This window comes from uncultured Jatrophihabitans sp. (assembly GCF_964252635.1).
GTDB lineage: Bacteria > Actinomycetota > Actinomycetes > Mycobacteriales > Jatrophihabitantaceae > Jatrophihabitans.
The window spans coordinates 1-20,832 of sequence record NZ_CAXUNP010000030.1 but is presented as its reverse complement, the minus strand read 5'-3'; the positions used below and the strand labels follow the sequence as shown (position 1 = coordinate 20,832).

Here is a 20,832-nt window from a genome sequence, read left to right as displayed (position 1 = left end):
TGGGCGACGGTTCGGGTGACCGGTGCCGCGGCCTGGGCGACGGTTCGGGTGACCGGTGCCGCGGCCTGGGCGACGGTCTTGGTCACCGGTGCCGCGGCTTGGGCGACCGTTCGGGTGACCGTTGCCGCGGCCTGGGCGACGGTTCGGGTGACCGGTGCCGCGGCCTTCGCGACGGGAGCGGCGGCCTTCGTGACGGGTGCCGCGGCCCTCGCGACGGTCTTGGTCACCGGTGTCGCGGCCTTCGTGACGGGTGTCGCGGCCTTCGTGACGGGTGCCGCGGCCTTCGTGACGGGTGCCGCGGCCTTTGTGACGGGTGCCGCGGCCTTCGTGACGGGTGCCGCGGCCTTCGTGACGGGAGCGGCGGCCTTCGTGACGGGAGCGGCGGCCTTCGTGATGGGAGCGGCGGCCTTCGTGACGGGAGCGGCGGCCTTCGTGACGGGAGCGGTCACGCTCCCGAGCACTCCGGCCGGCGAAGTGGGTGTGGTCGGGCTCGAGTTGGCCTTCGCGGTGTCATGGCCGAACAGCAACAGCAGCAGGTAGCCGGCGGCGACCAGACCGAGGAGCAGAAGGAACCTCGCGGCTCGTGTTTCGGGCATGCGCAACCCGGACACCGCACCCCCGTGGCGCCGTGTCGGCCGCAGTGCCGAACTCACGCTCATCGGGGCCGAAATTACGCGCGATCATGAGCCCCGTCACACCGAAATCTCGTCGGCTCAGGCTCGTGAAACAGGCGTGACCCACAACACACGTAACGGATAGACGTCTTTGTACGCTGCACATCGGCGTGCTGCTGGATGTCCTACTGCGTAGGGGTTTCCGCCTTGGCCGCCCATTGCGGGCAACGTATTACCTACCGTGCGTGCGCACGTTGCGCGATGGCTGTCCTGAGGGCCGCAGCGACCTGTCCCGCCCGAGCTGCACACGGCACGACCCCCGCACGTGGTTCCTCGCCGGCGGCGCCGATCGACGACGGCGGCTATCCGTGGCCGGCGTCGGTGGCTGTCTGGCGACAGCCCGGGCGACTCCACCCGCGTGGGATTGACGCATCAGGATCCGCTCGCCCGTCGTCACGAAGCGCAGTTCGGTGAGATCCATCGTCGGTAAACAGTCGTATAGCTTCCACCAGAGCCTGGTAAACGACCGTAAAGTGACGGGGGTGCGCGTCGAACCGTCACCGCGAACGCCGAACAAGCGCGGCGAGGGCGGCAAGTTGCGCGCGGACATCCTGGCCGCCGCCGGTCGCATCCTCGAGACGACGGGCACCGAGGACGCCGTGACGCTGCGCGCAGTCGCTCGCACGGCCGGCATCACCGCACCAGCCATCTACGCCCATTTCGAGGACCGACTCGACCTCCTGCGCACGGTCGTCGTGGTCACCTTCGCCGAGCTGGCCGCAGAGCTGACCGCGGCCGCGGCGCGCCACGACGATCCCGTCGACAGGCTGTTCGCGGTCTGCCGGGCGTACCTGGGCTTCGCCACGAACCGGCCTCAGCACTACCGCGTGCTGTTCGAGCGCCACCGTGCGACCGGCCACGACGGGGACGGCAACCGGACCGCGAACACCGACGCGCGCAGCACGGTCGGTGCCGACGCGTTCGGTGCCGACGCGTTCGGCGCCCTGCTGGACGCGACGCAGGCCTGCATCGACGCCGGTGCCTCGACCGCCACCGAGCCCGCCGAGACGGCGGACCGCATCTGGATCGGCCTGCACGGGCAGGCCACTCTGCAGGCGAGCCTGCCCTGGCATGCGTGGCCGGCCGATCGTGACCGGCTCGCGAACGACATCGTGCGCAGGCTCGGGGACCTGACGACCCGGGCCGCGACGGAGGCCGATGCGAGCGGCGGCCGGACCGGGACACGGCGCAGACCCCTGCCGCGTCGGGACCCGGCCTCGTCGCCCTAGAGACCGTTGGGCGTCGTGGCGCGAACCCGCCCGGGCGCCGCCACGGTCAACGCAGCTCGGACAGCGCGTCGGTCAGCAGCGCGACGAGAGCCTCGAGCTGAACGTCGGCCGACGACGACACCTCGTCGTCCGATCCGTCCAGGGCACGCGCCGCGAGCCCGGCTTTGCTGTCGATCAGACCCGCGATCCGGCTGTCGATCGTGCGCGCGGCGATGATGCGCCAGGCCGTCACCGGTTCGGTCTGCCCGATGCGGTGACTGCGATCGATGGCCTGCGTCTGTTCGGCGTTGGTCCAGGACAGCTCGGCGAGCACGATGTTCGACGCGACCTGCAGGTTCAGACCGACACCTGCGGCGGTCAGTGAGCACACCGCGACCGCGACGTCCGGGTCCTTGACGAACGCGTCGATGTTGCGTTGCCGGACGGTTGGTGTCTGGTCGCCGCGGATGGAGGAGAAGCGGATGTCGTGTTTCGTGAACACCTCCTGCGCGGCGTCCATGACGTCGACGTGCTTCGCGAAGAACACGACCTTGCCGGCGCTGCGCGCGAGCTGTGCCGCGTAGTCGGCCGCCAGCCCGGCCTTGGCCTGCCCGATGCGTCGCATCATGCTGAACACGTTGTCGCCGGCCGCGGTCTCGCTCGTGTCCTTCTGCTCGGTCACCGCGACCTTGCGGACGAGCTCGTGGTCGATGCCGTCGGCGGGATCACCGTGGCGGGCGGCGAGCGCGGTCTCGTAACGCGTGACGAGGCGGCGGGCGAGGTCGCGCTCGGCGGCGCGGATGGAGCGGCCGACCTTGTCGTCCAGCTCGACGGGCAGGTCGGCGATCCGGCGCGCCGGGATGTCCGCGGCGACGTCGACCTTGCGGCGGCGCACGATGCCGAGGTCGATGACGCAGGACCGGGCAGCGGGGTAGAAGCCGGCGTCCGCGGGAGTCAGGCCGATGTCCTCGAGGGCGGCCATGAGCTCGGCCAGGGGTTCGGTGTCGTTGATCCAGCCGAGGAACTGCCAGATGGCCCGGAAGTCGTCGATGTCGTTGATCAGGGGTGTCCCGGTCAGGGCCATCAGCAACGGCCTCGCGGTCCGCGCGCGGATGCGCTGCGACAGGTTCAGCACGTGCTGCGAACGCTGTGAGGCCTTGTTCTTGATGAAGTGCGCCTCGTCGACGACCATGCCACGGAAGCCGAAGTCGCCCAGCCAGCCGACGTGGCGGTCCAGCACCTCGTAGTTGACGATCACGATGTCGGCGAAGCCGTCGACGGTGTCACCGTTGCCGTAGACGACCGTGGTGGAGCGGTTCGGGGTCCACAACCCCGCCTCCCGCGCCCAGTTGATCTTGACCACGCTCGGCACTACGACGAGCAGGGGATAGGCCGTGGCGACCTCGGCCGCGAGCAGCGCCTGCGCCGTCTTGCCCAGCCCCGGCTCGTCGGCGAGCAGGAACGTGCGGTGGCCCTCCGCGGCCGCCGCGACCAGCTGGACCTGGTGGGGCATCAGGGCCTGCTTCGCGGGAAGACGCAGGGGAGTCACGTCGGGCAGGTCCATGGACGCCGGCGCGCCGCTCGCGGCCCGCTCGAAGGAACGCAGCAGCGGGGTGAGCAGCTCCCAGCCCGCCAGACGGCGTGGGGCGACCGGGCCGGAGCGGACCGCGGAGAAGTCGGGGACGAGGAACGGGTTGGCCAGCTGCCGCGAGATCACCGAGCGCGGGACCACCCGGCCCTCGGAACCGGCGCCGGCATCGAAGGCCGGCTCGGGCGTGGGTGCCGCGAGCGTCGGTTCGAGTCCGGCCGACCGCAGCATCTCGTTGGCGTAGGACCTGGTGTTCTCGGAGACGACCGCGTCCTCGGAGAGCAGGGCGAGGAGTGCGCTGTCACGCACGGCGGTCTTGGCGAGGATCGTGCCGATGCCGTCGAGCCGCTTCAGTTGCTCGCTGCGCCGGGCCGGGCCGATGTCCCGGTCGTTCTGGACCCGTGTGTGTTCCGCACGCACGAGCAGGGCGACGGCGTGGAACTTGGTGCGCACGGCGGGGGTCACCCGGCGGCGTTCGACCGCTGCCTCGACCTCGCGGACGGCGCGGGCCAGGGTGGAGATGACGTCGCCGGGCGCGGGGTCGCGTCGGGGACGGTTCTCGTTCGTCGGACGGGTCGCCTGACGTCGTGCGGGTCGAGCCACTCGTTCCTCCATCAGCGGGCAGCGCACGTGCGGGCGTGGGCCACGGCCACGCCGTCGCCGGCCGGGACGGTGTCGCCCGGTCGGCCTAGCGCATCGGTCCGAGCCGACGCACACGTCGACGACGCCCACGCCGAGGCGGTCGGAGCGGGTGTCGGCGACCAGCGCGCGATCCGCACACCGCGCCGCGGCGCCGAGTCGCACGATGTCACTGGCGGTCACCGCCCCTGACGGACGGATGAGCGCAGTCCCACGATACGTGCTGCTGCCGGGAGCGGGCCAGCGCACCCCGCTCCGGGTGCTCAGGGGTGCAGGCGGCTGCCCTTGACGATCTTGTCGACCACGTTCTTCGGGCCGTGCAGACCGATCCCGACGAGGTCGAGGGCGTCGCCGGCGACCGCACGGACTGCCGCCCGGTTCTCGGCGTCGTGGCCGGTGGCGAACATCTCGCGGGTGTAGACCGCCAGTGGCAGTTCGCGCCGGGTCGCGCGCGTGCGTGCCGCCTGCAGCGCCTCACCCGAACCCTCGAACACGAGCACAGGGATGCCCAGCATCCGGAGGTAGAGCTGCCCGTCGGCGTCCTGGTAATCCGTGCCGACCAGTTCGGGGTGGGCCGCGGTCACGGCGCTGACGAGGAACGCGGTGACGTTCAGCCGCTGCCACGCCTCGAGGTCGTCGCGGACCACGACCGTGGTCTTGGTGACGAACGGCGGTTCCAGCGCGTCAGAATTCATGCCGACAGTTCACCGCGCCCGGACCAGGGCGTCTTGTACGTTCTTGATCCCGTTCCGGGGTGCGGCACCCCGGTACTGACCCGGCGTGACGGCGAGCAGGTGCTTGAAGTGACGCGTCAGGTGTGACTGGTCGTGGAAGCCGGTCGCCGCCGCCACGTCGACCGGCGCCTCGCCGGCGAGCAGGCGACGCCGGGCAAGGTCGAGCCGCCGCCCGAGCAGGTACCGGTGCGGCGGGATGCCGTAGCTGCTCGTGAACGAGCGCACCAGGTGCGCCGTGCTCACGCCGAGCGTCTGCGCCACGGCCGCGATGCCGAGGATGGTCGCCGGATCGCCGTCCAGCAGCTCGCGAGCACGCCGGGCCACCGCGGCCGGAGCCTGCATCGTGGTCACGTCCGGACGGCCGGTCAGGTGCCACGCGAGCCGATCGACGACGAGCGCGAGGTGGGTCTCGGCCGCCGGATCGTCGCCCAGGGTGAGCGCCCGGTCGAGTCTCGACGATGCCCGACGCAGCGCGTCGTCGAGGATGAGCGGAGCGTCGACCGCCGCGCCGACGAGGGACTCGTCCAGCACGTCTGCCTCGAGGTAGACCACCCGCTTGCGGAACCCGCGCGAGCTTGTCGGCCGCCCGTCGTGCGCCACGTGCGGCGGCAACAGCGTGACGCCCGACAGCGGGACGGCGGCGTGGGCGTGCCGGTCCAGGTCGTAGGCGATCAGCCCATCGTCGACCAGCAGCAGCGTCCACGTGCCGTGCGTGTGCGCCGGGTAGGCGTGGTCGCGCCACTCGGCGTGCAGCACCTCGACCACCCCGGCCACCGACGGTCGCCAGGCCCGCACCCGATCCCCGTCGCCCACCCGGACGAGTGTGACAGCCGGGAGGGCGCACGGGTTCAGGGACTGCTGTCCGCCACCTGCGCGTAGAACGCGGACGGGTCCTGCCCCAGGCCCGCCTTGACGGTGCGGCTCCAGTCGTCGACGAGGACCTCGGCGGCGCCCGCGACCAGCCCGTCCAGCGCAGCCCGGACGACGTCGGCGGGATCGAGCAGGGGGCCGTCGTAGCCGGACATCATGTCGGTGTCGGCAGCGCCCAGGTGCACACCGACAACCTGTGTCCCCTGACGTGCGAGCTCCACCCGGCTGGCGTTCGTCAGGCTCCACTCTGCGGCCTTGGCCGCGCGGTAGGACGTGGCTCCGTCCCACGAGAACCAGGACAGTGCCAACAGCATGTTGACGATCGCGCCGCCGCCGTTGCGGCCCAGGGTGTCGGCGAACGCGCGGGTGACGGCGAGGGTGCCGAAGAAGTGGGTGTCCATCTCGCGGCGGATCTCGGACAGGTCTCCGCGGACGAGGTTCTGGTAGGTGGAGATACCGGCGTTGTTGACCAGCAGGGTGACGTCGCCGGCGACCGCGGCCGCCGCGTCGATGGTTCCCTGGTCGAGCAGGTCCAGGGGGAGAACGTCGGCCCCGGCGACCGTGGCGGTCGGGTTCCGGGAGGCGGCGTACACCTTCGACGCGCCCCGGTCGAGCAGGCGCTCGACGAAGTGTCGGCCCAGCCCTCGGTTCGCGCCGGTCACGAGCGCGACTGATCCCTCGATGTTCATTGCCAGCTCCTGCCAGGACATGATCCGGCGTCCGTTGCGCCGCTACAGTCGACGCTAAGACCTGACATTGACGTCAGAGGCAAGGGTTGAGAGCGGAGTCACCATGCGGATCGGGGAGTTGGCCGACCGGACCGGAACGAGCGTGCGGTCCCTGCGGTACTACGAGGAGCGCGGGCTGCTGACCGCGCAGCGCGCGGCGAGCGGTCAACGTCGATACGGAGACGATGCGGTGGACCGGGTGCGCCTGCTGCGCCGCCTGTACAACGCCGGTCTGAGCAGCGCGACCATCGCCGCGCTGCTGCCCTGCGTGGACACCCCGTCGGACAACGTCACCCGGGAGGCCCTGCAGGTCATGGGCCGTGAGCACGCCCGCATCGGCGACCAGATCGCCGAGCTCGAGGCCACGCGCGCCGACCTGACCTACCTCATCGACGCCGCGACCGCGTTCCACCGCGACCAGGTCGACCGTGAGGCCGTCGGCGCGGGCACTGCACCATGCTCGAGTGCCTGAACGCGAACGGCCGCACCGTCAGAAGGGGCGCACCTCAGGAGTACAGACCGGGCGGGCCGATGGGTGGGTGGTTCGAGCCGAGGCGGCTCAGTCACCGAGGACGGTTCGGACCGACGTGAGCTTCTTGAGGTCGGCCGCCTGGTCCTGCGAGACGCCGGCCAGCACGTCGGTCAGCGCGTTGTGCAGCGCCTGGCTGCGGTTCCGGGCGGTCGTCGCCTGCTCGGTCTGCACGTCGGCGGCCTGCTTGGTCGTCTGGACCGCCGAGCGGGTGAAGAAGTAGGTGACGAACGCTCCGGTCACGATGCCGAGCAACGGGCCGAGCGCGCCGATCAGCTTCGACAGGTCACCCTCGCTGTAGCGCACGGCGCCGATGCCGAGGACCAGGCCGATCAGAGCCAGGATGGCGATGGCCACCGCGGTGGACGCTGCGTCCGCACGATCGGTGCGGGTGGCTGCCGACCGTACGGTCGACCCGTCGTTGCTCACGACGGCTGCTTCGTGAGTGTCGCGACGGTGACGTGGGGCCAGCTCAGGCCGTTGAAGTTCAGCAGCACGGTCTGCGTGTACTGCAACAGCGTGGCCGGCTCGGGCGCGGTGACGGTCTCGAGCCAGAACGTCGCGGTGACCAGCGCGGCGTCGGCGTTGGGCCCGGCACCCGGGATCCCGGCAAGGAAGGCGGTGTTGGCGGTGCCTCCTCCGACGATCGGCTGGCTCCCGGTGGTGACCTGCAGGACGACGGTCCTCGAGATTGTCTTATCGGCGACGCCGGCGGCCAGGACGGAGTTCGGGTTGTCGACCATCGCCTGCGTGATGCCTGTCAGCCCGGCCCCGGACGTGCGGAACTCGGTGGGCGTCGACAGATTCTGCTCCGGGAACGGGTTCGCGCCCGAGGTGGCGCCGATGACGAATGGATTGAGATCGACCGGCGTGAAGACGGGCGGCCCGTCCACCGTGATCGCGGTGCCCTGCGCCACGATGGTCGTCCCGTGCGGGATGGACGCCATGCGCGCCACCGACGGGACGACCGCGGGCGCGGTGGTCCGCGGGATGTTCAACCACAGCCCGGGCTCGAGGTGCAGGCCGGCGTCGAGATTGGCGTCGCTGATCCGCTGCAGGTAGCGGACGCCGGTCATGGCGATGTCGTCCTGCATGAAGCCGCGGTTCGGAATGCTGCCCAGGTCCTGGTCGTCGAAGTCCAGGGTCTCTGCGGTCAGGTTCAGCTCGAGGAAGCGGTCCTGGCTCGAGTGGCTGGGGCGCCAGATCGCGTTGAAGCCGGTGCCCTTCCACTGCCCCGGCAAGCCGGCCAGCAGGCCGAGGCCGGGCGCCTCGGGCTCGGTGGGCGTCGGTTGCGGGGCAGGCGTCGGGTCGACCGGGTCGTAGTGGAAGTGCGAGAAGACGGTCATGGGAAACTCCTTCGGGACGGTGGTTTCGTCGTGGGGGAGGACGCGCGGGCCTGCACGCTGATACAGCGGACGCGACGTCGGGACCATCTCGGGACGTTGGACTGATCCCGCCGGCCCGGACGGCGGAGGACGTCGGGGCCGAAGGCCCGGCGCGAACTGCCATGCTGAGGCCATGGCACAGATCTCGGTCGTGACAGGTCCGTCGGCGCCGCCCCCGTCCCTGGCTCGCGTGCACCCGCCGGAGACGGCACCGGTGCGGATCGGCGTGGTGCAGCATGCGTGGGCGGCCGAGGGTCTGCTCGCATGGTTGGACGCCGCCGTGGACGCGGCCGTGGCGCACGGGGCGCAGATCGTGTTCCTGCCCGAGGTGACCCTGCTGCGCTACCCGGCCGACGTGCTGCCCGACGGCGATGCGACGGCGCTGGCCGAGGACCTCGAGACCGGGCCGACGGTCGCGTTCGCGCGGGCTGCGGCCCGGCGCACGGAAGTCCCCGTGCACACGTCGGTGTTCCGCCGCGCGGCCGGGCCGGACGGGCTCGGCCTGAACACCGCGATCGTGGTGACACCCGACGGTGTCGTGGCCGCGACGACCGACAAGCTGCACATCCCGGTGACCGCCGGCTACTACGAGGACCGGTACTTCCGAGCCGGGCCGGCCGACGATCCGTACCCGGTCCACGAGATCGCGGGCCTGCGGTTGGGCCTGCCGACCTGCTGGGACGAATGGTTCCCCGAGGTCGCCCGCGCCTACTCGCTGGCCGGCGCCGAGGTCGTCGTCTACCCGACCGCCATCGGATCCGAACCCGACCACCCGGACTTCGACACCCAGCCGCTGTGGCAGCAGGTGATCGTCGGCAACGGCATCGCCAACGGGTTGTTCATGGTCGTGCCGAACCGCACGGGCTCCGAGACCAGGCCCGACGGCACACCCGGCAACGTGTTCTACGGTTCGTCGTTCGTGTCCGACCCCTACGGCCGCATCCTGGTGCAGGCCCCCCGCGACGAGCCGTGCGTGCTGGTGACCGATCTCGACCTGGCCCAGCGCCAGGACTGGCTCGACCTGTTCCCGTTCCTGCGCACCCGCCGTCCGGACACCTACGGCTCGTTGACCCGCGCGGTCGAGGCCGACCGGCCGTACGGCGGTGACCGGTGAGCGACTGGGTGATGCCCGCCGAGGGTGCACCACAGGAGCGCTTGTGGATGAGCTGGCCGTCCCACGGTTACGTCCTGGGCGACACCACGGAATCGGCCGACGAAGCGCGCAGCGCATGGGCTGCCGTCGCCAACGCCGCGTCCGGGTACCAGCCGGTGACCATGGTGGTCGACCCCACCGCCGTCGACCTGGCCCGCCACCATCTCAGCCGCGAGGTCCAGATCCGGGCGCGCGGGATCGACGACGCGTGGGCCCGCGACGCCGGCCCGACCTTCGTGCACGGCGCGGACGGGCGCCTCGGCGCGGTCACCTGGACCTTCAACGGCTGGGGAGCGCAGGAGTGGGCGACCTGGGAACGCGACAGCACCCTGGCCCCGGCCGTCGCTGAATGGGCGGGTGCCGAGCGTGTCGACTCGACGCTCGTCAACGAGGGCGGTGGGTTCCACGTCGACGGCCTCGGCACCGTGCTCGTCACCGAGACCGTGCAGCTCGACCCCGGTCGCAACCCCGGTACGACCAAGGCCGAGGTCGAGGCCGAGCTCGCGCGCACCATCGGCGCCACGACGGTCCTGTGGCTGCCGCGCGGTCTCACCCGTGACTCGGCCGAGTTCGGCACCCGCGGCCACGTCGACATCGTGGCCACCATTCCCGCCCCGGGAGTGCTGCTGCTCCACGACCAGCGCGATCCCGCCCATCCCGACCATGCGGTGACGGCCGAGCTCCGGGCGTTGTTCGAGCAGGCCCACGACGCGCGGGGCGAAGCCTTCGAGGTCGTCGACCTGCCGGCGCCTCGCGTCCTGCGCGACGCGGAGGGCTTCGTCGACTACAGCTACGTCAACCACGTCGTGATCAACGGTGCCGTGCTGGCGTGCTCCTTCGACGACCCGAACGACGGCCAGGCCGCCGCGGTGCTGCGCGACGTGTACCCCGGCCGCGAGATCGTGACGATCGACGCGCGCCCGATCTTCGACAAGGGCGGCGGCATCCACTGCATCACCCAGCAGCAACCGATCACCCAGCAGCAACCGATCACCCGACAGCGACCGCGACCGTCACCCGGTTCGTAGTCGTTCACTTAGGCCCGCAACCATGCCGGCGATGGTGGCCGCGTCGAGCAGTTCCCCGGCCGTCGTCGCCAGCCACTTTCGCCGCACGGGGCCGAGCGTCAGGCGCAGGTGCAGACGGGTACGTGCGCCGTCATCCACGGGCAACAGGGTCAGCGACCAGCAGACCGACACCCGCCCGCGCTGCGAGGTGTAGACCAGCACATGCGGCGCGTGCAGCTCGGCGACCCGGAACGTCTCGTCCCGTCCGCCGTAGTCGGGGATGACGTCGCCGACGCCGAGTCCCTGCCAGCGTGGGTCGACGGACCGGACAGCCCGTCGCGAGGCGGGGACGAAGCGCTCGACCGAGCGGGGCAGGTACCAGCCGGCACGCCGCTTGCCGAGCTGGACCAGCCACGGCCACACACGTTCCGGTGGTGCGTCGAAGGTGTACGCGCGGTCCATCACCACGTCGGCGGGGACCACGAGGTCGTCGCCGGCACGGGCGGCCGAACGCTCGTCGGCGTTGGCCGCGATCGCGGCGAACAGGCGTCTCACGGCTGCGCCACGGGGTCGGCTTGCGGCGGCGTCTGCGCGCGCCGACGCCCCGGCGTCCACCAGTTCGCGTCACCCAGCGCGGCGACCAGGGCGGGCGCGAGGATGCCCCGGACGATGGTCGCGTCGATGATGATGCCGAGGGCCAGCGCGGTGGCCAGGATCTTGACGTCGGTGCTCGGCACGCGGGACAGCGCGATGAAGGCCAGGAACAGGATCAGCGCGGCCGACGTGACGAGGCGGCCGGTGCGGGCCACACCGTGGCGGGTGGCGTCGTCGGTGCTGTGCCCGGCGTCGTGCTCCTCGCGGATCCGGGACAGCAGGAACACCTCGTAGTCCATCGACAGGCCGAACAGGAACGCGAACACGGCGATGGGGATCCACACCGTGATCGCCCCGGACGCGTTCTGGTCGAACAGCAGGTGGGTGCCGACGCCGTGCTGCCAGATCAGGATGGTGATGCCGTAGGCGGCCGCGACCGAGACGACGTTCAGGACGAGTGCCTTGACGGGCAGCACGATCGAGCGCAGGGCGCGGGCCAGCAGCAGGAAGGTCACGGCGACGATGATCAGGGCGATCCACCACGCGTTGCCGTAGACGGCGCTGATGAAGTCGGCGTCCTGGGCGGGGATGCCGCCGACCCGCGCACCGGTGCCTTCGGCCGCGCGCCGTACGGCGTCGGTGGCTGTGCTCCCGGCGGAACTCGACGCGTCCGCGGTGGTCCAGACGTCGACGACCGACATCCCGTGCTCCGTCCACGCCGTCGGTGCCACCGAGCCGGCGACACCTGGCACGTCGCGGACCGCGGTCAGGACGCGTGTCGGGTCCGTCGTCAGGATCTCGACGGGCTGGGTGAGTCCGGATCCGATGCCGCTGCGCTCGACCTGGGTGATGGCCGCGCCGGCCGGGCCGCCGGTGGAGGCCAGCGAGTCGTTCGACGGTGAGCCGAGACGCAGGCTCAGCAGGGGAGACGCCAGCGCGAGCAGGACGAGGACCGAACCGGCGGTCGCCACCCAGCGGTGCCGGACGACCCAGCCGCCGACGGCCCGCCAGAGGCGGCTCTCCGGGTTGCTCGTGCGCCGGTGCGGCCAGGACAGGCGCGGGCCGACCGTGAGCAGCAGGGCCGGGAGCAGGGTCAGCGCGGCGATCACGCTGATGACCGGGATGAGCAGACCGGTGAAGCCGACGCTGCGCAGGAACGGCACGGGCAGGGCGATCAGCGCGGCCAGGCTGACCGCGACGGTGACCCCGGAGAACAGGACGGAGCGGCCCGCCGTGGTGAGCGCGCGCTCGACGGCCTGGGCGTTGTCGGCACCGTGGCCCTTCTCCTCCCGCCAGCGCGTCACGATGAGCAACGCGTAGTCGATCGCCACGCCGAGGCCGATCAGTGACAACAGGTACTGCACGATGAAGGACACGTCGGTGACGCCGGTGAGCCCCCACAGGATCAGGAAAGTGGTGAGGATCGAGACGGCGGCCACGACCAATGGCATGACGGCCAGGAACGAGCCGAAGACCAGGACGAGCACGACGAGCGCCCCGATTCCCCCGAACAGGGTCTCGACCAGGACGTTGGAACCGCCTCCGCCGCCGCTGGCCAGGGCGTCCTCCCCGGTGACCACGACGGTGGGTCCGCCCGGGCGTGAGACGTCGCGGGCAACGGCCTTGAGCGCGGGCAGAGCCTTGGCGTAGGCATCCGATCCCTGCACCGGTCGGGGGTACACGGCGACGACCCCGGTGTGCTTGTCGGGCGACAGCAGCGTCGAGGTGTCGGCGAAGGACACCGTCCGCGATCCGGGCGTGGCCGCCTCGGCCGCGGTGACGATCGGCGCGGCCGACGCCGGGGTGAGCGGTACCGGGCGTGACGTGACCACCAGCAGGACGGGTGCGTTGTCGCCGCCCGAGCCGAACTGCCGCACGATCTGCTGATTGGCCTGGTACCCGTCCTGCCCCGGCAGTCCGAAGTCGTAGGACAGCGCCGACGTCGCCTTCGGTGCTGCGTAGGCCCCGGCGACGGCCAGCAGGAGCCACGCGAGCAGGACCCATCGTCGGTGGGCGATGACGAAGCGGGCGAGAACGGTCACGAAGGTCTCCGGCGTCGGCGTGGTCGCGGGCTCTGGTGGACCTGCAGTGCCACAATCAATGTGTTGATCGTGGCATGGTATCAATATGTTGATGCTTAGTCGAACGGAGGTACCGATGACGTCCACGCGCACGTCAGCGAAGCAACCCACCAGGTCCGTACCCGCGGCGACGCCCGAGGACCACCTCGCGTACCTGTTGGCCCGCGTGCACCACCGGCTGCAGCAGGCGATGGACCGCGCGTTGCGCACCGTCGACATCACGCCGACCCAGTTCTACGCGCTGGCCCATATCGCGCAGACGCCCGGACTGAGCGGCGCGGAGCTCGCTCGCGCGCTGCTGACGACTCCGCAGGCGACCGCCACCCTGATCGGACGGCTGACCGCCGCCGGGCTCGTCGAACGCGACCGGCCCGGCCCGGGAGTGTCCGGCGCGGTGTCCCTGACCCCGGCCGGCCGACGCCGGCTGAGAGCCGCGACCACAGTGGCGGTCGACGCCGAGGCCGCCGCGCTGAGCTCGATCTCGCGTGCCGACCAGCGGCGCGTCACGACGGTCCTGCAGTCCCTGCTCGAGGGCCTCGAGCGGGCGCCGGACTGACGGCGGGAGGCGCGTCCCTCCGCTAGCGAGTGGTGATGCGGTAGATCGCACCGGCGTCGTCGTCGCTGAGGTACAGCGCGCGGTCCGGGCCGGCAACCGTGTCGACCGTGCGGCCCCACCGGCTGCCGTCGGAGTCCTGGAAGCCGGTCACCAGCGGGACGGCGTTGCCGAGCGTGCCGTTGCGCCACGGGAAGAATGTCACCGACGGCGGCCGCGGCGGCGTTCGGTTCCAGGATCCGTGGCTCGTCACGAGCGCGCCCACTCCGTAGGGCTTGGGCAAGGTGGTGAAGCTCAGACCCAGGGGAGCGGAGTGCGCAGGCAGGCCCTGCTCGAGACGCGGCAGCTTCGCGCAGTCCAGGTGCGAGCCGGTCGGGTTGGTGTCCGGGTCGTTGACGAACGGGCGCTTGGCGTAGGCGAGCGCGGACCCCTTCGCGCCGGGCCGGACGCTCGGGTCGGGGTCGCAGTAGGGCCACCCGAGATCGCGGCCCGCAGTCACCTTCGCCACCGGCTCGAGCGGGTGGTCGTTGACGTAGGACTGGATGACCTTCCCGTAGTCCGACGACCCGGAGCCGTCGAACGCGCGGTGGAACGGGTACGGCATGTTGTCGCGGTTGTTCATGCCCGTCCACAGTGCCCCGGCCGGGTCGAGGCCCAGGGCCGACCCGTTGCGCACCCCGCGTGCGAAGACCGTCGTGCGCTTCGTCGTGGGCGACCACTTGAGGATCACCGCTCGCGGCGGTGAGGCCGTACGGTCCTCGGTCGAGATGTTGGCCGAGCTGCCGACGGAGATGTAGACCGAACCGTCACGGCCGATGGCCAAGGCCTTCAGGGCGTGGGCGTACGTGCCGTGCAGCTGCGCGCTCTTGCTGTCCGGCAGGCCGGACACGATCACGCGGCGGCTGCTGAGCTTGCCCTTGCGGTAGGTGTAGGAGTCGATCTGGTGGCTCTCACCGACGTAGAGCGTGCTGCCGTGAAACGCGAGGCCGAACGGCTCGCGCAGGTTCGACGCGAGTGTCGAGCGGGTCGGAGCCTTCGACCCGTGCGGGGTGAGGGCGACGACGTCGCCGTTCCCGGGACGCGAGACCACGAGACGCCCGTCGGGGGCCCACACCTCGGTACGCGCCCCCGGTACCCGCGCCCAGACGGCCATGTGCCAGCCGCTCGGCAGCTGGACGCGGCGGGTCTTGTCGAAGGGACTGTTGCGCATGCCCTCGGGAACGGTCACCGTGACGGTCTTCCGGGCGCTCGTGACGTGGGTGGTGCTGCCGGTCACGGGTGGGATGCCCGCACCGAGAGCCGCCGAGCCACCCGGGTCCGAGGCCGGGCTCGACGAGCCGGACGAGCTGCACGCGACCAGACCGGCGACGGTCAGCGCCGTGACGGCGAACCCACCGACGCGGTGTCGCGGGAGGATCGTCGTGCGTCGTGCGGTCATCGTCGACTCCGCTCCGTGGCCGGTGCTGCACTGCCAGTGAACCCGATGCGGTGCGCCGGCGCCACCGACCGCGGGTCGTCGCCCGCCGGGTCAGGTGAGGCCGAGCAGGCCGTCGAGCCCGGCGACGGTCAGCGTGCGGCGGACGTGCAGCGGGGCCTGGTCGATGCGGATGCTCAACCCCTCGCGGGCCGCCCGGTTGCGCAGGCCCACCAGGGCGCCGATGCCGCTCGAGTCGATGAACTCCACGCCACCCAGGTCGATCGCGAGGTCCTGGCAGCCGGACCGGGAGAGGTGGTCGAGGTCGATGTCCTTCAGCGGTTCGGTCGCAGCCTCGTCGAGCTCACCGTTGATCACGACGGTGGCTCGGTCGTCGGCCTGCGTCACGCGGATGTCCAGGGTCTTCACGACCAGACACTGTGGCACACGCGCACCGGCTGTGCAGGTAGATCGTCTCCTGAACCGTGAATGCCTGCCGCCCCGGCTGTCGACTCGCCCTTTTTGCTCGGGTACGGACATCGAATTGACGCGAGTTTGCTGCCCGTGGCCGTCACGCTCGGTAGTATCCGCTCAGCCAGAACCCTGGCTCACGACCAGAGCCACGAGGGGCTTGGACAGCACGAATCATGTCTGCCGAGATCGCCGGAAGCCCGCCACCCGCATCGGGACGTGACCTGCTCGCGTTGCTGTCCACCGCCATCGCCTCGAATCTCGACCTGCGCACGGTGCTGCAGACCGTGACCGACATCGGCACCAGCATCTCCGGCGCCCAGTTCGGTGCCTTTTTCTACAACGGTCGCGACGAGTCCGGCCGGGTGTACCAGCTGCACGTGCTCTCCGGCGCGGGGCTGGACACGTTCGCGGCCATGCCCGAGCCGCGCATCACGGCACTGTTCGAGCCGACCTTCAGCGGCACGTCGGCGGTGCGCGTCGACGACGTCACTGCCGATCCCCGGTTCTCGGGCATGCCGCCCGGGCACCTTCCCGTCCGCAGCTACCTCGCCGTCCCGGTCGTGACGCGCACCGGAGAGGTCATCGGCGCCCTGCTCTTCGGCCATCAGGACGTCGGCAACTTCGACACCGAGACCGAGCGCACGTTGCACGTCGTCGCGGCCCAGGCCGCGGTGGCGGTCGAGAACGCGCGGTTGTTCGCGGCCGAGCAGGCCGCGCGCCGCCGTGCCGAGGACGCCACGGCACGCCTGGCCCTGCTGCAACACCTGGCCGGCCGGCTCGCCGGGGCACTGACCGCGGACGAGACCGTCTCGGCCGCGGCGGAGATCCTGGTCGACCCGGTGGGAGCCACGCGGGTCGGGGTCTTCGTGCGCGACGGCGTCGGCTACCGGCACGTCTCGCAGGTGAGCGGCCGCGGGCCGACCACCCCGGCCCTGACCTTCCTGCCCGACGACCTCCCGAATCCGGTGCAGACGGCGGTGCGCAGCGGGTTGGACCATCTGCGGCTCGTGCGGCTGCAGCTGATGACCGACTACCCGGAGCTGTGCGAGGCCATCGGCGACGTCCCGGCCACGACCATCCTGCTGCCGCTGACGGTGGGTCATCAGAAGGTCGGCGCCTGCACCTTCACCTGGCACGACAGCTCGCCCGACATGGGGCCGGCCGATCTCGAGATGCTGCGCGCGGCGGCGGCCCAGATCTCGTCGGCGCTCGACCGGGCGCGCCTGTTCGACGCCGAACGTGCGGCCCGTGCCGACCTCGCCGACAGCATCCGGGCGGCGACCGAGACCTCGCGAGCATTGCAGCGCGCGCTGCTGGCACGCCGCCTTCCGGAGGTGGCCGGGCTCGACGTGGCGGTGCGGTACCAGGCGAGCGACGTCGACGCCGAGGTCGGCGGCGACTGGTACGACATTGTTCCGCGCGAGCACGGCGCCGTCCTGGTCATCGGTGACGTACAGGGTCACAACCTGGCCGCCGCTGCGCTCATGGGCCAGTTGCGGACGGGTCTGCACGCCTACCTGGCCGAGGGGCACGCCGTCGAGCTGGCCGTGCGGCGGGCCAACCACCTGATGACGCAACTGACCGACGACATGCTGGCCACCTGCTGTCTCGTGGACGTCGACCTGTCCGCCCGGCAGCTGCGGATGGTGTCCGCGGGCCATCCCAAGGCGGTGTGCCTGAACGGGGGTCGGACGATGACGGTGTTGCCGGACCGGACCGGGCTGCCGCTCGGTGCGGTGCCGGACTCGACCTGGCCGGTCACCACGGCTCCGCTGGGGGACGCCGACCGCATCGTCCTCTACACCGACGGCCTGATCGAGCGCCGCGGTGTGGACCTGTACGCCGAGATCGCCCGCCTCGGAGCGTTGTGCGGCACGCTCGGCACGGTCGGCGCGGAGGAGGCTGCGTTGCGCCTGGTCGACGAGATGGGTGTCGCGGCGGAGGACGACCTGGCGCTGCTCGTCTGCGACCTGCGTCCCACGGGTGACGCGGAACGGACCAGGACCTTCACCGTGAACGCGGCCACGAACGTATCGGTCGTCCGGCGGCAGGCCCGCCAGACCCTGGCGTCGTGGCAGCTGGACGGCCTCGACTACACCGCGACCCTGGTGGTCAGCGAGCTGGTGACCAACATCGTGCGGTACGCACGGAGCGGGGGCTGGCTGCAGCTGCAGCAACTCGGCGACGGTGTCCGCATCGTGGCCCGCGACGACAGTGAATCACTGCCCGACTTCGACCTCGACCCCGATGACGACGAGACCCACGGCCGGGGCCTCATGCTGGTCCGGGCCGTGGCCGACCAGTGGGGTGTGCAGCTCGAGTCCGACGGCAAGACGATCTGGGTCGAGCTGCGCACCGAGCAGACCAATCTGATCCCGTACGCGGCCGAGCAGTCCGCCAGCTGACCCCCCACGGCCCGGGGTCAGAGCCGGCGGATCCTCGCCATCCAGTCCTGCAGTTCGGAGCGGCGTTCGCGCAGCTCGGGGCCGACGCCCGAACGCCACCCGGCCCGGATCAGCCGCTGCTCGGTGGCCTCGTTGACCCAGATCGCGGCGAAGAGGAACCCACCCAGCCCGGCGACGACCGCGGTCAGGATCCGCACGTGCAACGGACCCGGGAGGAAGACGATGACCAGCACGACGGGTGCGGTCGCCACCGTGAGCAACCGGGCGATGTGCCGCAGCACCCAGGTCGAGCAGGTCGCGTCGTAGAGCACCCATGACCCGTACCGACGGGCGAGCGGACCCCAGAACGCGTACCAGAGCCACCGCCCGGCGTCCGGTCGCGTGCGCGGACCCGGGTCGAGACCCAGCGAATCCGCGGCTTCCTGCCAGGCGCGAGCCCGGTCCCTGCTACGCGTCGCCATCACCCGATTCATCGATTCACCCGTCTCGATGCAGGGTGCCCCGATGGCCGGGTCGAGTTGCCCGATCGGGACAGCAGAATCGCGACCGGGCAGGGGAGGGCAGACGCGCCGAGCCGCCGTCGACCAGGACTGTCGACGGCGGCTCGACGCTGCTCGGGGGCAGGGTCCGGCGGCTCGGTTCAGCGGTTTAGTACCAGTGCTTGCGGCCACCGACCTCCCGGCCGACCGCTCCGAGGATGGCCAGGATGACGCCGACGACGATGAGCACGATGCCGATCGTCCAGAGGAACGCCAGATGGGTCAGGAACCCGACGATCAGCAGGATGACTCCGAGCAGGATCACGATGACTCTCTTCCATTGGGGGGGTTGCGAATGGGACGGGGACTGGGACGGTGTCGGTTGCGGGGCCCGGGTCACGACGATCTCGTCGATCGAGAACGGCCCGCCGGGCAGGAGGTTGGGCTCGACCTGCATCCGGCACGGCGTCGTGTTCGTGGTCCGCACCGGTTCGTCGCCCTGGGCCGCGTCGTCGATCAGGGCCAGCAGCTCCGGCGTGAGGGACAGGGTGAGCGTCCACCGCTGACGGTCCTCGCTGAGGTGCAGCGTGCTCACGGTGACGGGAGCGGGGTTGTGGGTGACGGGCTCGGGGTCGGCGGCGACGGGCGCCGGGCTGGGACGGAGGCGGGCGGTCACAGCGGCGGGTCGACCCGGGGGCCCGGCTCCACGTAGGTCGCGCCACGGTCGTGGTAGACGACGTCGGTGCGGCGGCGCATGCCCATCAGAGCCAGGGCGATGATCAACCCGACAGCGCCGACGATCATGAGCACGATGCCGACCGTCGACAGGTTGACCCCGTTGACGTGCTTGGTGACGGCGAACTTGAGGATGGCGCCGAGGGCGATGAGGAACAGGCTGGCTCCGACTCTCATGGCCGGTCCTCCCGGGAGGTGCGAGTGGCGGACAGGGGCGTGACGCGGGGATCGGCGAGCCGTCGAGTGAACTGGCTGCGTGTCAATTCGCACGCCGCCACGGCGAGCAGAACGATGAGGGCGAAGGCCGCTACGGTGAGCACGAGCGTCGGATACCCGAGCAAAATTCGCGGATAACCGACGCGCGACGGGTCGCCGCCCGGTGTAACGAGATAGCGTCCACAGACGCTTATTGCCAGTACGTGCCTCTCCATGGGCACAGCGAGAAGGGGCCGGTCGTGACCGACGAGCCGCTTCCGCGACTGCGCACGCCACCGGTCGTGGCCGACCCCGCGCCGCACGGTTCGGCCGGCGATCCGACGGCGGACAACGCGTTCCCGCAGCTGATCGCGTCGGCTCGAGCAGGCGACCAGGACGCGTTCGCCGCCCTGTACCGCGACCTGCACCCGCGTCTGCTGCGCTACGCCAGCGTGCTCGTCGGTCAGGACGCGGAGGACGTCGTCGCCGATGCGTGGCTCCAGATCGCACGCGACCTCGAGCGCTTCGACGGCGACCTGTTGCAGTTCCGGGCCTGGACGGCCCGCATCGTGCGCAACCGCGCGATCGACCATGTGCGGGCACAGGCGCGCCGCCCGCAGCGTGCGGCCGGGCTCGACGCCGTCGCCGACCGGCCGTCTCCGGACGACACCGCCGAGTCCGCCGCCGACGCGATCTCGACGAGTGCCGCGATCTCCCTGATCGCCTCGTTGCCGCGCAACCAGGCCGAGGCCGTGCTGCTGCGGGCGGTCGTCGGCCTGGATCCTGCAGGCGCCGGCAAGGTGTTGGGTAAACGGCCCGGTGCGGTGCGCGTGGCGGCCCATCGCGGCTTGCGTGCGCTCGAGGAGCAGTTGCGCCGATCGGATGCACGGGGGGAGCGGTCATGACCCGTGAACCCAGGCGCGACGATCTTCCGCGGCGCACGAAGGACGAGCTCGACGCCCTGCTCGACGGCGGCGCGTCCGGCGACCCCCGGCTCGACGCCGTCGCGTCGGCCGCCCGCGAACCGGGCCGGGCGAGCGAGCTCCGCACCGCGCCGCCGCAGCTTGCCGACGTGCGCGATCCGGACGCGACCCCGGCGCGGACGGGTGCGGGCCGACGGGTGCTGACCCGGTTCGCGGCAGCGACCCTGGGGACGAAGGCAGTGGTCGGCGTCGCGGGCGCGGTGGTGATCGGCGCGGCCGCCGTGGCCGGCGCCACCGGCCATCTCCCGGGGCAGCACCGGCATGCGCCGGCCCCGGCCCCGACCAGCGCGTCGGCACCCTCGTCGTCGGACACGACCGGCCCGAGCCGGTCGGCCGGTCGCTCTGCGTCGGCATCGACCACGGCAGGGACGTCGTCGAGCACCACCGCCCCTCGTCTTCGGGAA

At 71.4% G+C, this 20,832-nt stretch carries 20 protein-coding genes and 2 pseudogenes; 8 read left to right on the top strand and 14 right to left on the bottom strand.

The features are described from left to right. Positions 1-596 (bottom strand): annotated as a pseudogene (locus ACFFCA_RS13635) (hypothetical protein); the annotation flags it as partial. A 560-nt stretch (positions 597-1,156) separates the two neighbouring features. Here ACFFCA_RS13635 and ACFFCA_RS13630 point away from each other — a divergent pair. Next, entirely contained in the window at positions 1,157-1,903 is a 747-nt protein-coding gene (locus tag ACFFCA_RS13630; protein WP_375485667.1) for a TetR/AcrR family transcriptional regulator, read from the top strand. Positions 1,904-1,949: 46 nt separating this feature from the next. Here ACFFCA_RS13630 and ACFFCA_RS13625 read toward each other — a convergent pair whose 3' ends face one another. The 4 genes from ACFFCA_RS13625 to ACFFCA_RS13610 form a co-directional block, all read right to left on the bottom strand. Beyond that, positions 1,950-4,073 carry a DEAD/DEAH box helicase gene (locus ACFFCA_RS13625; protein WP_375485665.1) on the bottom strand — a complete coding sequence of 708 codons (2,124 nt, stop codon included), beginning with the start codon at positions 4,071-4,073 and terminating at the stop codon, positions 1,950-1,952. Between the two features lie 299 nt (positions 4,074-4,372). Next, entirely contained in the window at positions 4,373-4,804 is a 432-nt protein-coding gene (locus tag ACFFCA_RS13620) for a DUF2000 family protein (RefSeq protein ID WP_375485663.1), read from the bottom strand. 9 nt (positions 4,805-4,813) lie between these two features. Next, on the bottom strand, positions 4,814-5,656 hold the full coding sequence (locus tag ACFFCA_RS13615; protein ID WP_375485661.1) for an AraC family transcriptional regulator: 843 nt from the start codon (positions 5,654-5,656) through the stop codon (positions 4,814-4,816). Positions 5,657-5,691: 35 nt separating this feature from the next. Beyond that, on the bottom strand, positions 5,692-6,402 hold the full coding sequence (locus ACFFCA_RS13610; protein ID WP_375485717.1) for an SDR family oxidoreductase: 711 nt from the start codon (positions 6,400-6,402) through the stop codon (positions 5,692-5,694). 103 nt (positions 6,403-6,505) lie between these two features. Between ACFFCA_RS13610 and ACFFCA_RS13605 the strand changes: the two genes are divergently transcribed. After that, the gene (locus ACFFCA_RS13605; RefSeq protein WP_375485659.1) at positions 6,506-6,913 is read left to right on the top strand and encodes a MerR family transcriptional regulator; all 408 of its coding nucleotides are present in this window, start codon (positions 6,506-6,508) and stop codon (positions 6,911-6,913) included. A gap of 87 nt (positions 6,914-7,000) precedes the next feature. Here ACFFCA_RS13605 and ACFFCA_RS13600 read toward each other — a convergent pair whose 3' ends face one another. After that, positions 7,001-7,399: a hypothetical protein gene (locus ACFFCA_RS13600; RefSeq protein ID WP_375485658.1), complete on the bottom strand. Its 399-nt coding sequence runs from the start codon at positions 7,397-7,399 to the stop codon at positions 7,001-7,003. Then, positions 7,396-8,316 carry a heme-binding protein gene (locus ACFFCA_RS13595; protein ID WP_375485656.1) on the bottom strand — a complete coding sequence of 307 codons (921 nt, stop codon included), beginning with the start codon at positions 8,314-8,316 and terminating at the stop codon, positions 7,396-7,398. Before ACFFCA_RS13595 ends, ACFFCA_RS13600 begins: the two co-directional genes overlap by 4 nt. A 172-nt stretch (positions 8,317-8,488) precedes the next feature. Between ACFFCA_RS13595 and ACFFCA_RS13590 the strand changes: the two genes are divergently transcribed. Both ACFFCA_RS13590 and ACFFCA_RS13585 read left to right on the top strand, forming a co-directional pair. Next, complete coding sequence (locus ACFFCA_RS13590; RefSeq protein ID WP_375485654.1) at positions 8,489-9,469, top strand: nitrilase-related carbon-nitrogen hydrolase; 981 nt, start codon at positions 8,489-8,491, stop codon at positions 9,467-9,469. 11 nt (positions 9,470-9,480) lie between these two features. Continuing rightward, entirely contained in the window at positions 9,481-10,536 is a 1,056-nt protein-coding gene (locus ACFFCA_RS13585) for an agmatine/peptidylarginine deiminase (RefSeq protein WP_375485715.1), read from the top strand. On the opposite strand, the gene ACFFCA_RS13580 is transcribed toward ACFFCA_RS13585, so the two are convergent. Together ACFFCA_RS13580 and ACFFCA_RS13575 are read right to left on the bottom strand one after the other, a co-directional pair. Beyond that, positions 10,522-11,070 (bottom strand): hypothetical protein, encoded by a 549-nt coding sequence (locus tag ACFFCA_RS13580; RefSeq protein ID WP_375485652.1) that lies wholly within the window; start codon positions 11,068-11,070, stop codon positions 10,522-10,524. The genes ACFFCA_RS13585 and ACFFCA_RS13580 overlap by 15 nt on opposite strands. Next, the gene (locus tag ACFFCA_RS13575; protein WP_375485650.1) at positions 11,067-13,151 is read right to left on the bottom strand and encodes an MMPL family transporter; all 2,085 of its coding nucleotides are present in this window, start codon (positions 13,149-13,151) and stop codon (positions 11,067-11,069) included. The genes ACFFCA_RS13580 and ACFFCA_RS13575 overlap by 4 nt, the downstream gene beginning before the upstream one ends. Before the next feature lie 115 nt (positions 13,152-13,266). On the opposite strand from ACFFCA_RS13575, the gene ACFFCA_RS13570 reads away from it, so the two are divergent. Further along, the gene (locus tag ACFFCA_RS13570) at positions 13,267-13,746 is read left to right on the top strand and encodes a MarR family winged helix-turn-helix transcriptional regulator (RefSeq protein WP_375485648.1); all 480 of its coding nucleotides are present in this window, start codon (positions 13,267-13,269) and stop codon (positions 13,744-13,746) included. 22 nt (positions 13,747-13,768) lie between these two features. On the opposite strand, the gene ACFFCA_RS13565 is transcribed toward ACFFCA_RS13570, so the two are convergent. Continuing rightward, positions 13,769-15,181 carry a PQQ-dependent sugar dehydrogenase gene (locus ACFFCA_RS13565; protein ID WP_375485646.1) on the bottom strand — a complete coding sequence of 471 codons (1,413 nt, stop codon included), beginning with the start codon at positions 15,179-15,181 and terminating at the stop codon, positions 13,769-13,771. 90 nt (positions 15,182-15,271) lie between these two features. Continuing rightward, positions 15,272-15,586, bottom strand: coding sequence for an STAS domain-containing protein (locus ACFFCA_RS13560; RefSeq protein WP_375485644.1), 315 nt, complete (start codon positions 15,584-15,586; stop codon positions 15,272-15,274). A gap of 218 nt (positions 15,587-15,804) precedes the next feature. On the opposite strand from ACFFCA_RS13560, the gene ACFFCA_RS13555 reads away from it, so the two are divergent. Further along, a complete protein-coding gene (locus ACFFCA_RS13555; RefSeq protein ID WP_375485642.1) occupies positions 15,805-18,036 on the top strand; it encodes a SpoIIE family protein phosphatase in 2,232 nt (743 codons plus the stop codon). Between the two features lie 17 nt (positions 18,037-18,053). Here the strand turns inward: ACFFCA_RS13555 and ACFFCA_RS13550 are convergent, their stop codons facing one another. From ACFFCA_RS13550 to ACFFCA_RS13540, 3 genes are all read right to left on the bottom strand, one after another. Continuing rightward, entirely contained in the window at positions 18,054-18,497 is a 444-nt protein-coding gene (locus tag ACFFCA_RS13550; protein ID WP_375485640.1) for a DUF5313 family protein, read from the bottom strand. Positions 18,498-18,684: 187 nt separating this feature from the next. Further along, positions 18,685-19,191 carry a DUF308 domain-containing protein gene (locus ACFFCA_RS13545; RefSeq protein WP_375485718.1) on the bottom strand — a complete coding sequence of 169 codons (507 nt, stop codon included), beginning with the start codon at positions 19,189-19,191 and terminating at the stop codon, positions 18,685-18,687. After that, positions 19,188-19,427, bottom strand: coding sequence for a DUF6458 family protein (locus ACFFCA_RS13540; RefSeq protein ID WP_375485638.1), 240 nt, complete (start codon positions 19,425-19,427; stop codon positions 19,188-19,190). The genes ACFFCA_RS13545 and ACFFCA_RS13540 overlap by 4 nt, the downstream gene beginning before the upstream one ends. 278 nt (positions 19,428-19,705) lie before the next feature. Between ACFFCA_RS13540 and ACFFCA_RS13535 the strand changes: the two genes are divergently transcribed. Continuing rightward, positions 19,706-20,350 (top strand): RNA polymerase sigma factor, encoded by a 645-nt coding sequence (locus tag ACFFCA_RS13535; RefSeq protein WP_375485636.1) that lies wholly within the window; start codon positions 19,706-19,708, stop codon positions 20,348-20,350. Next, positions 20,347-20,832 (top strand): annotated as a pseudogene (locus ACFFCA_RS13530) (hypothetical protein); the annotation flags it as partial. The gene ACFFCA_RS13535 and the pseudogene ACFFCA_RS13530, both read left to right, overlap by 4 nt.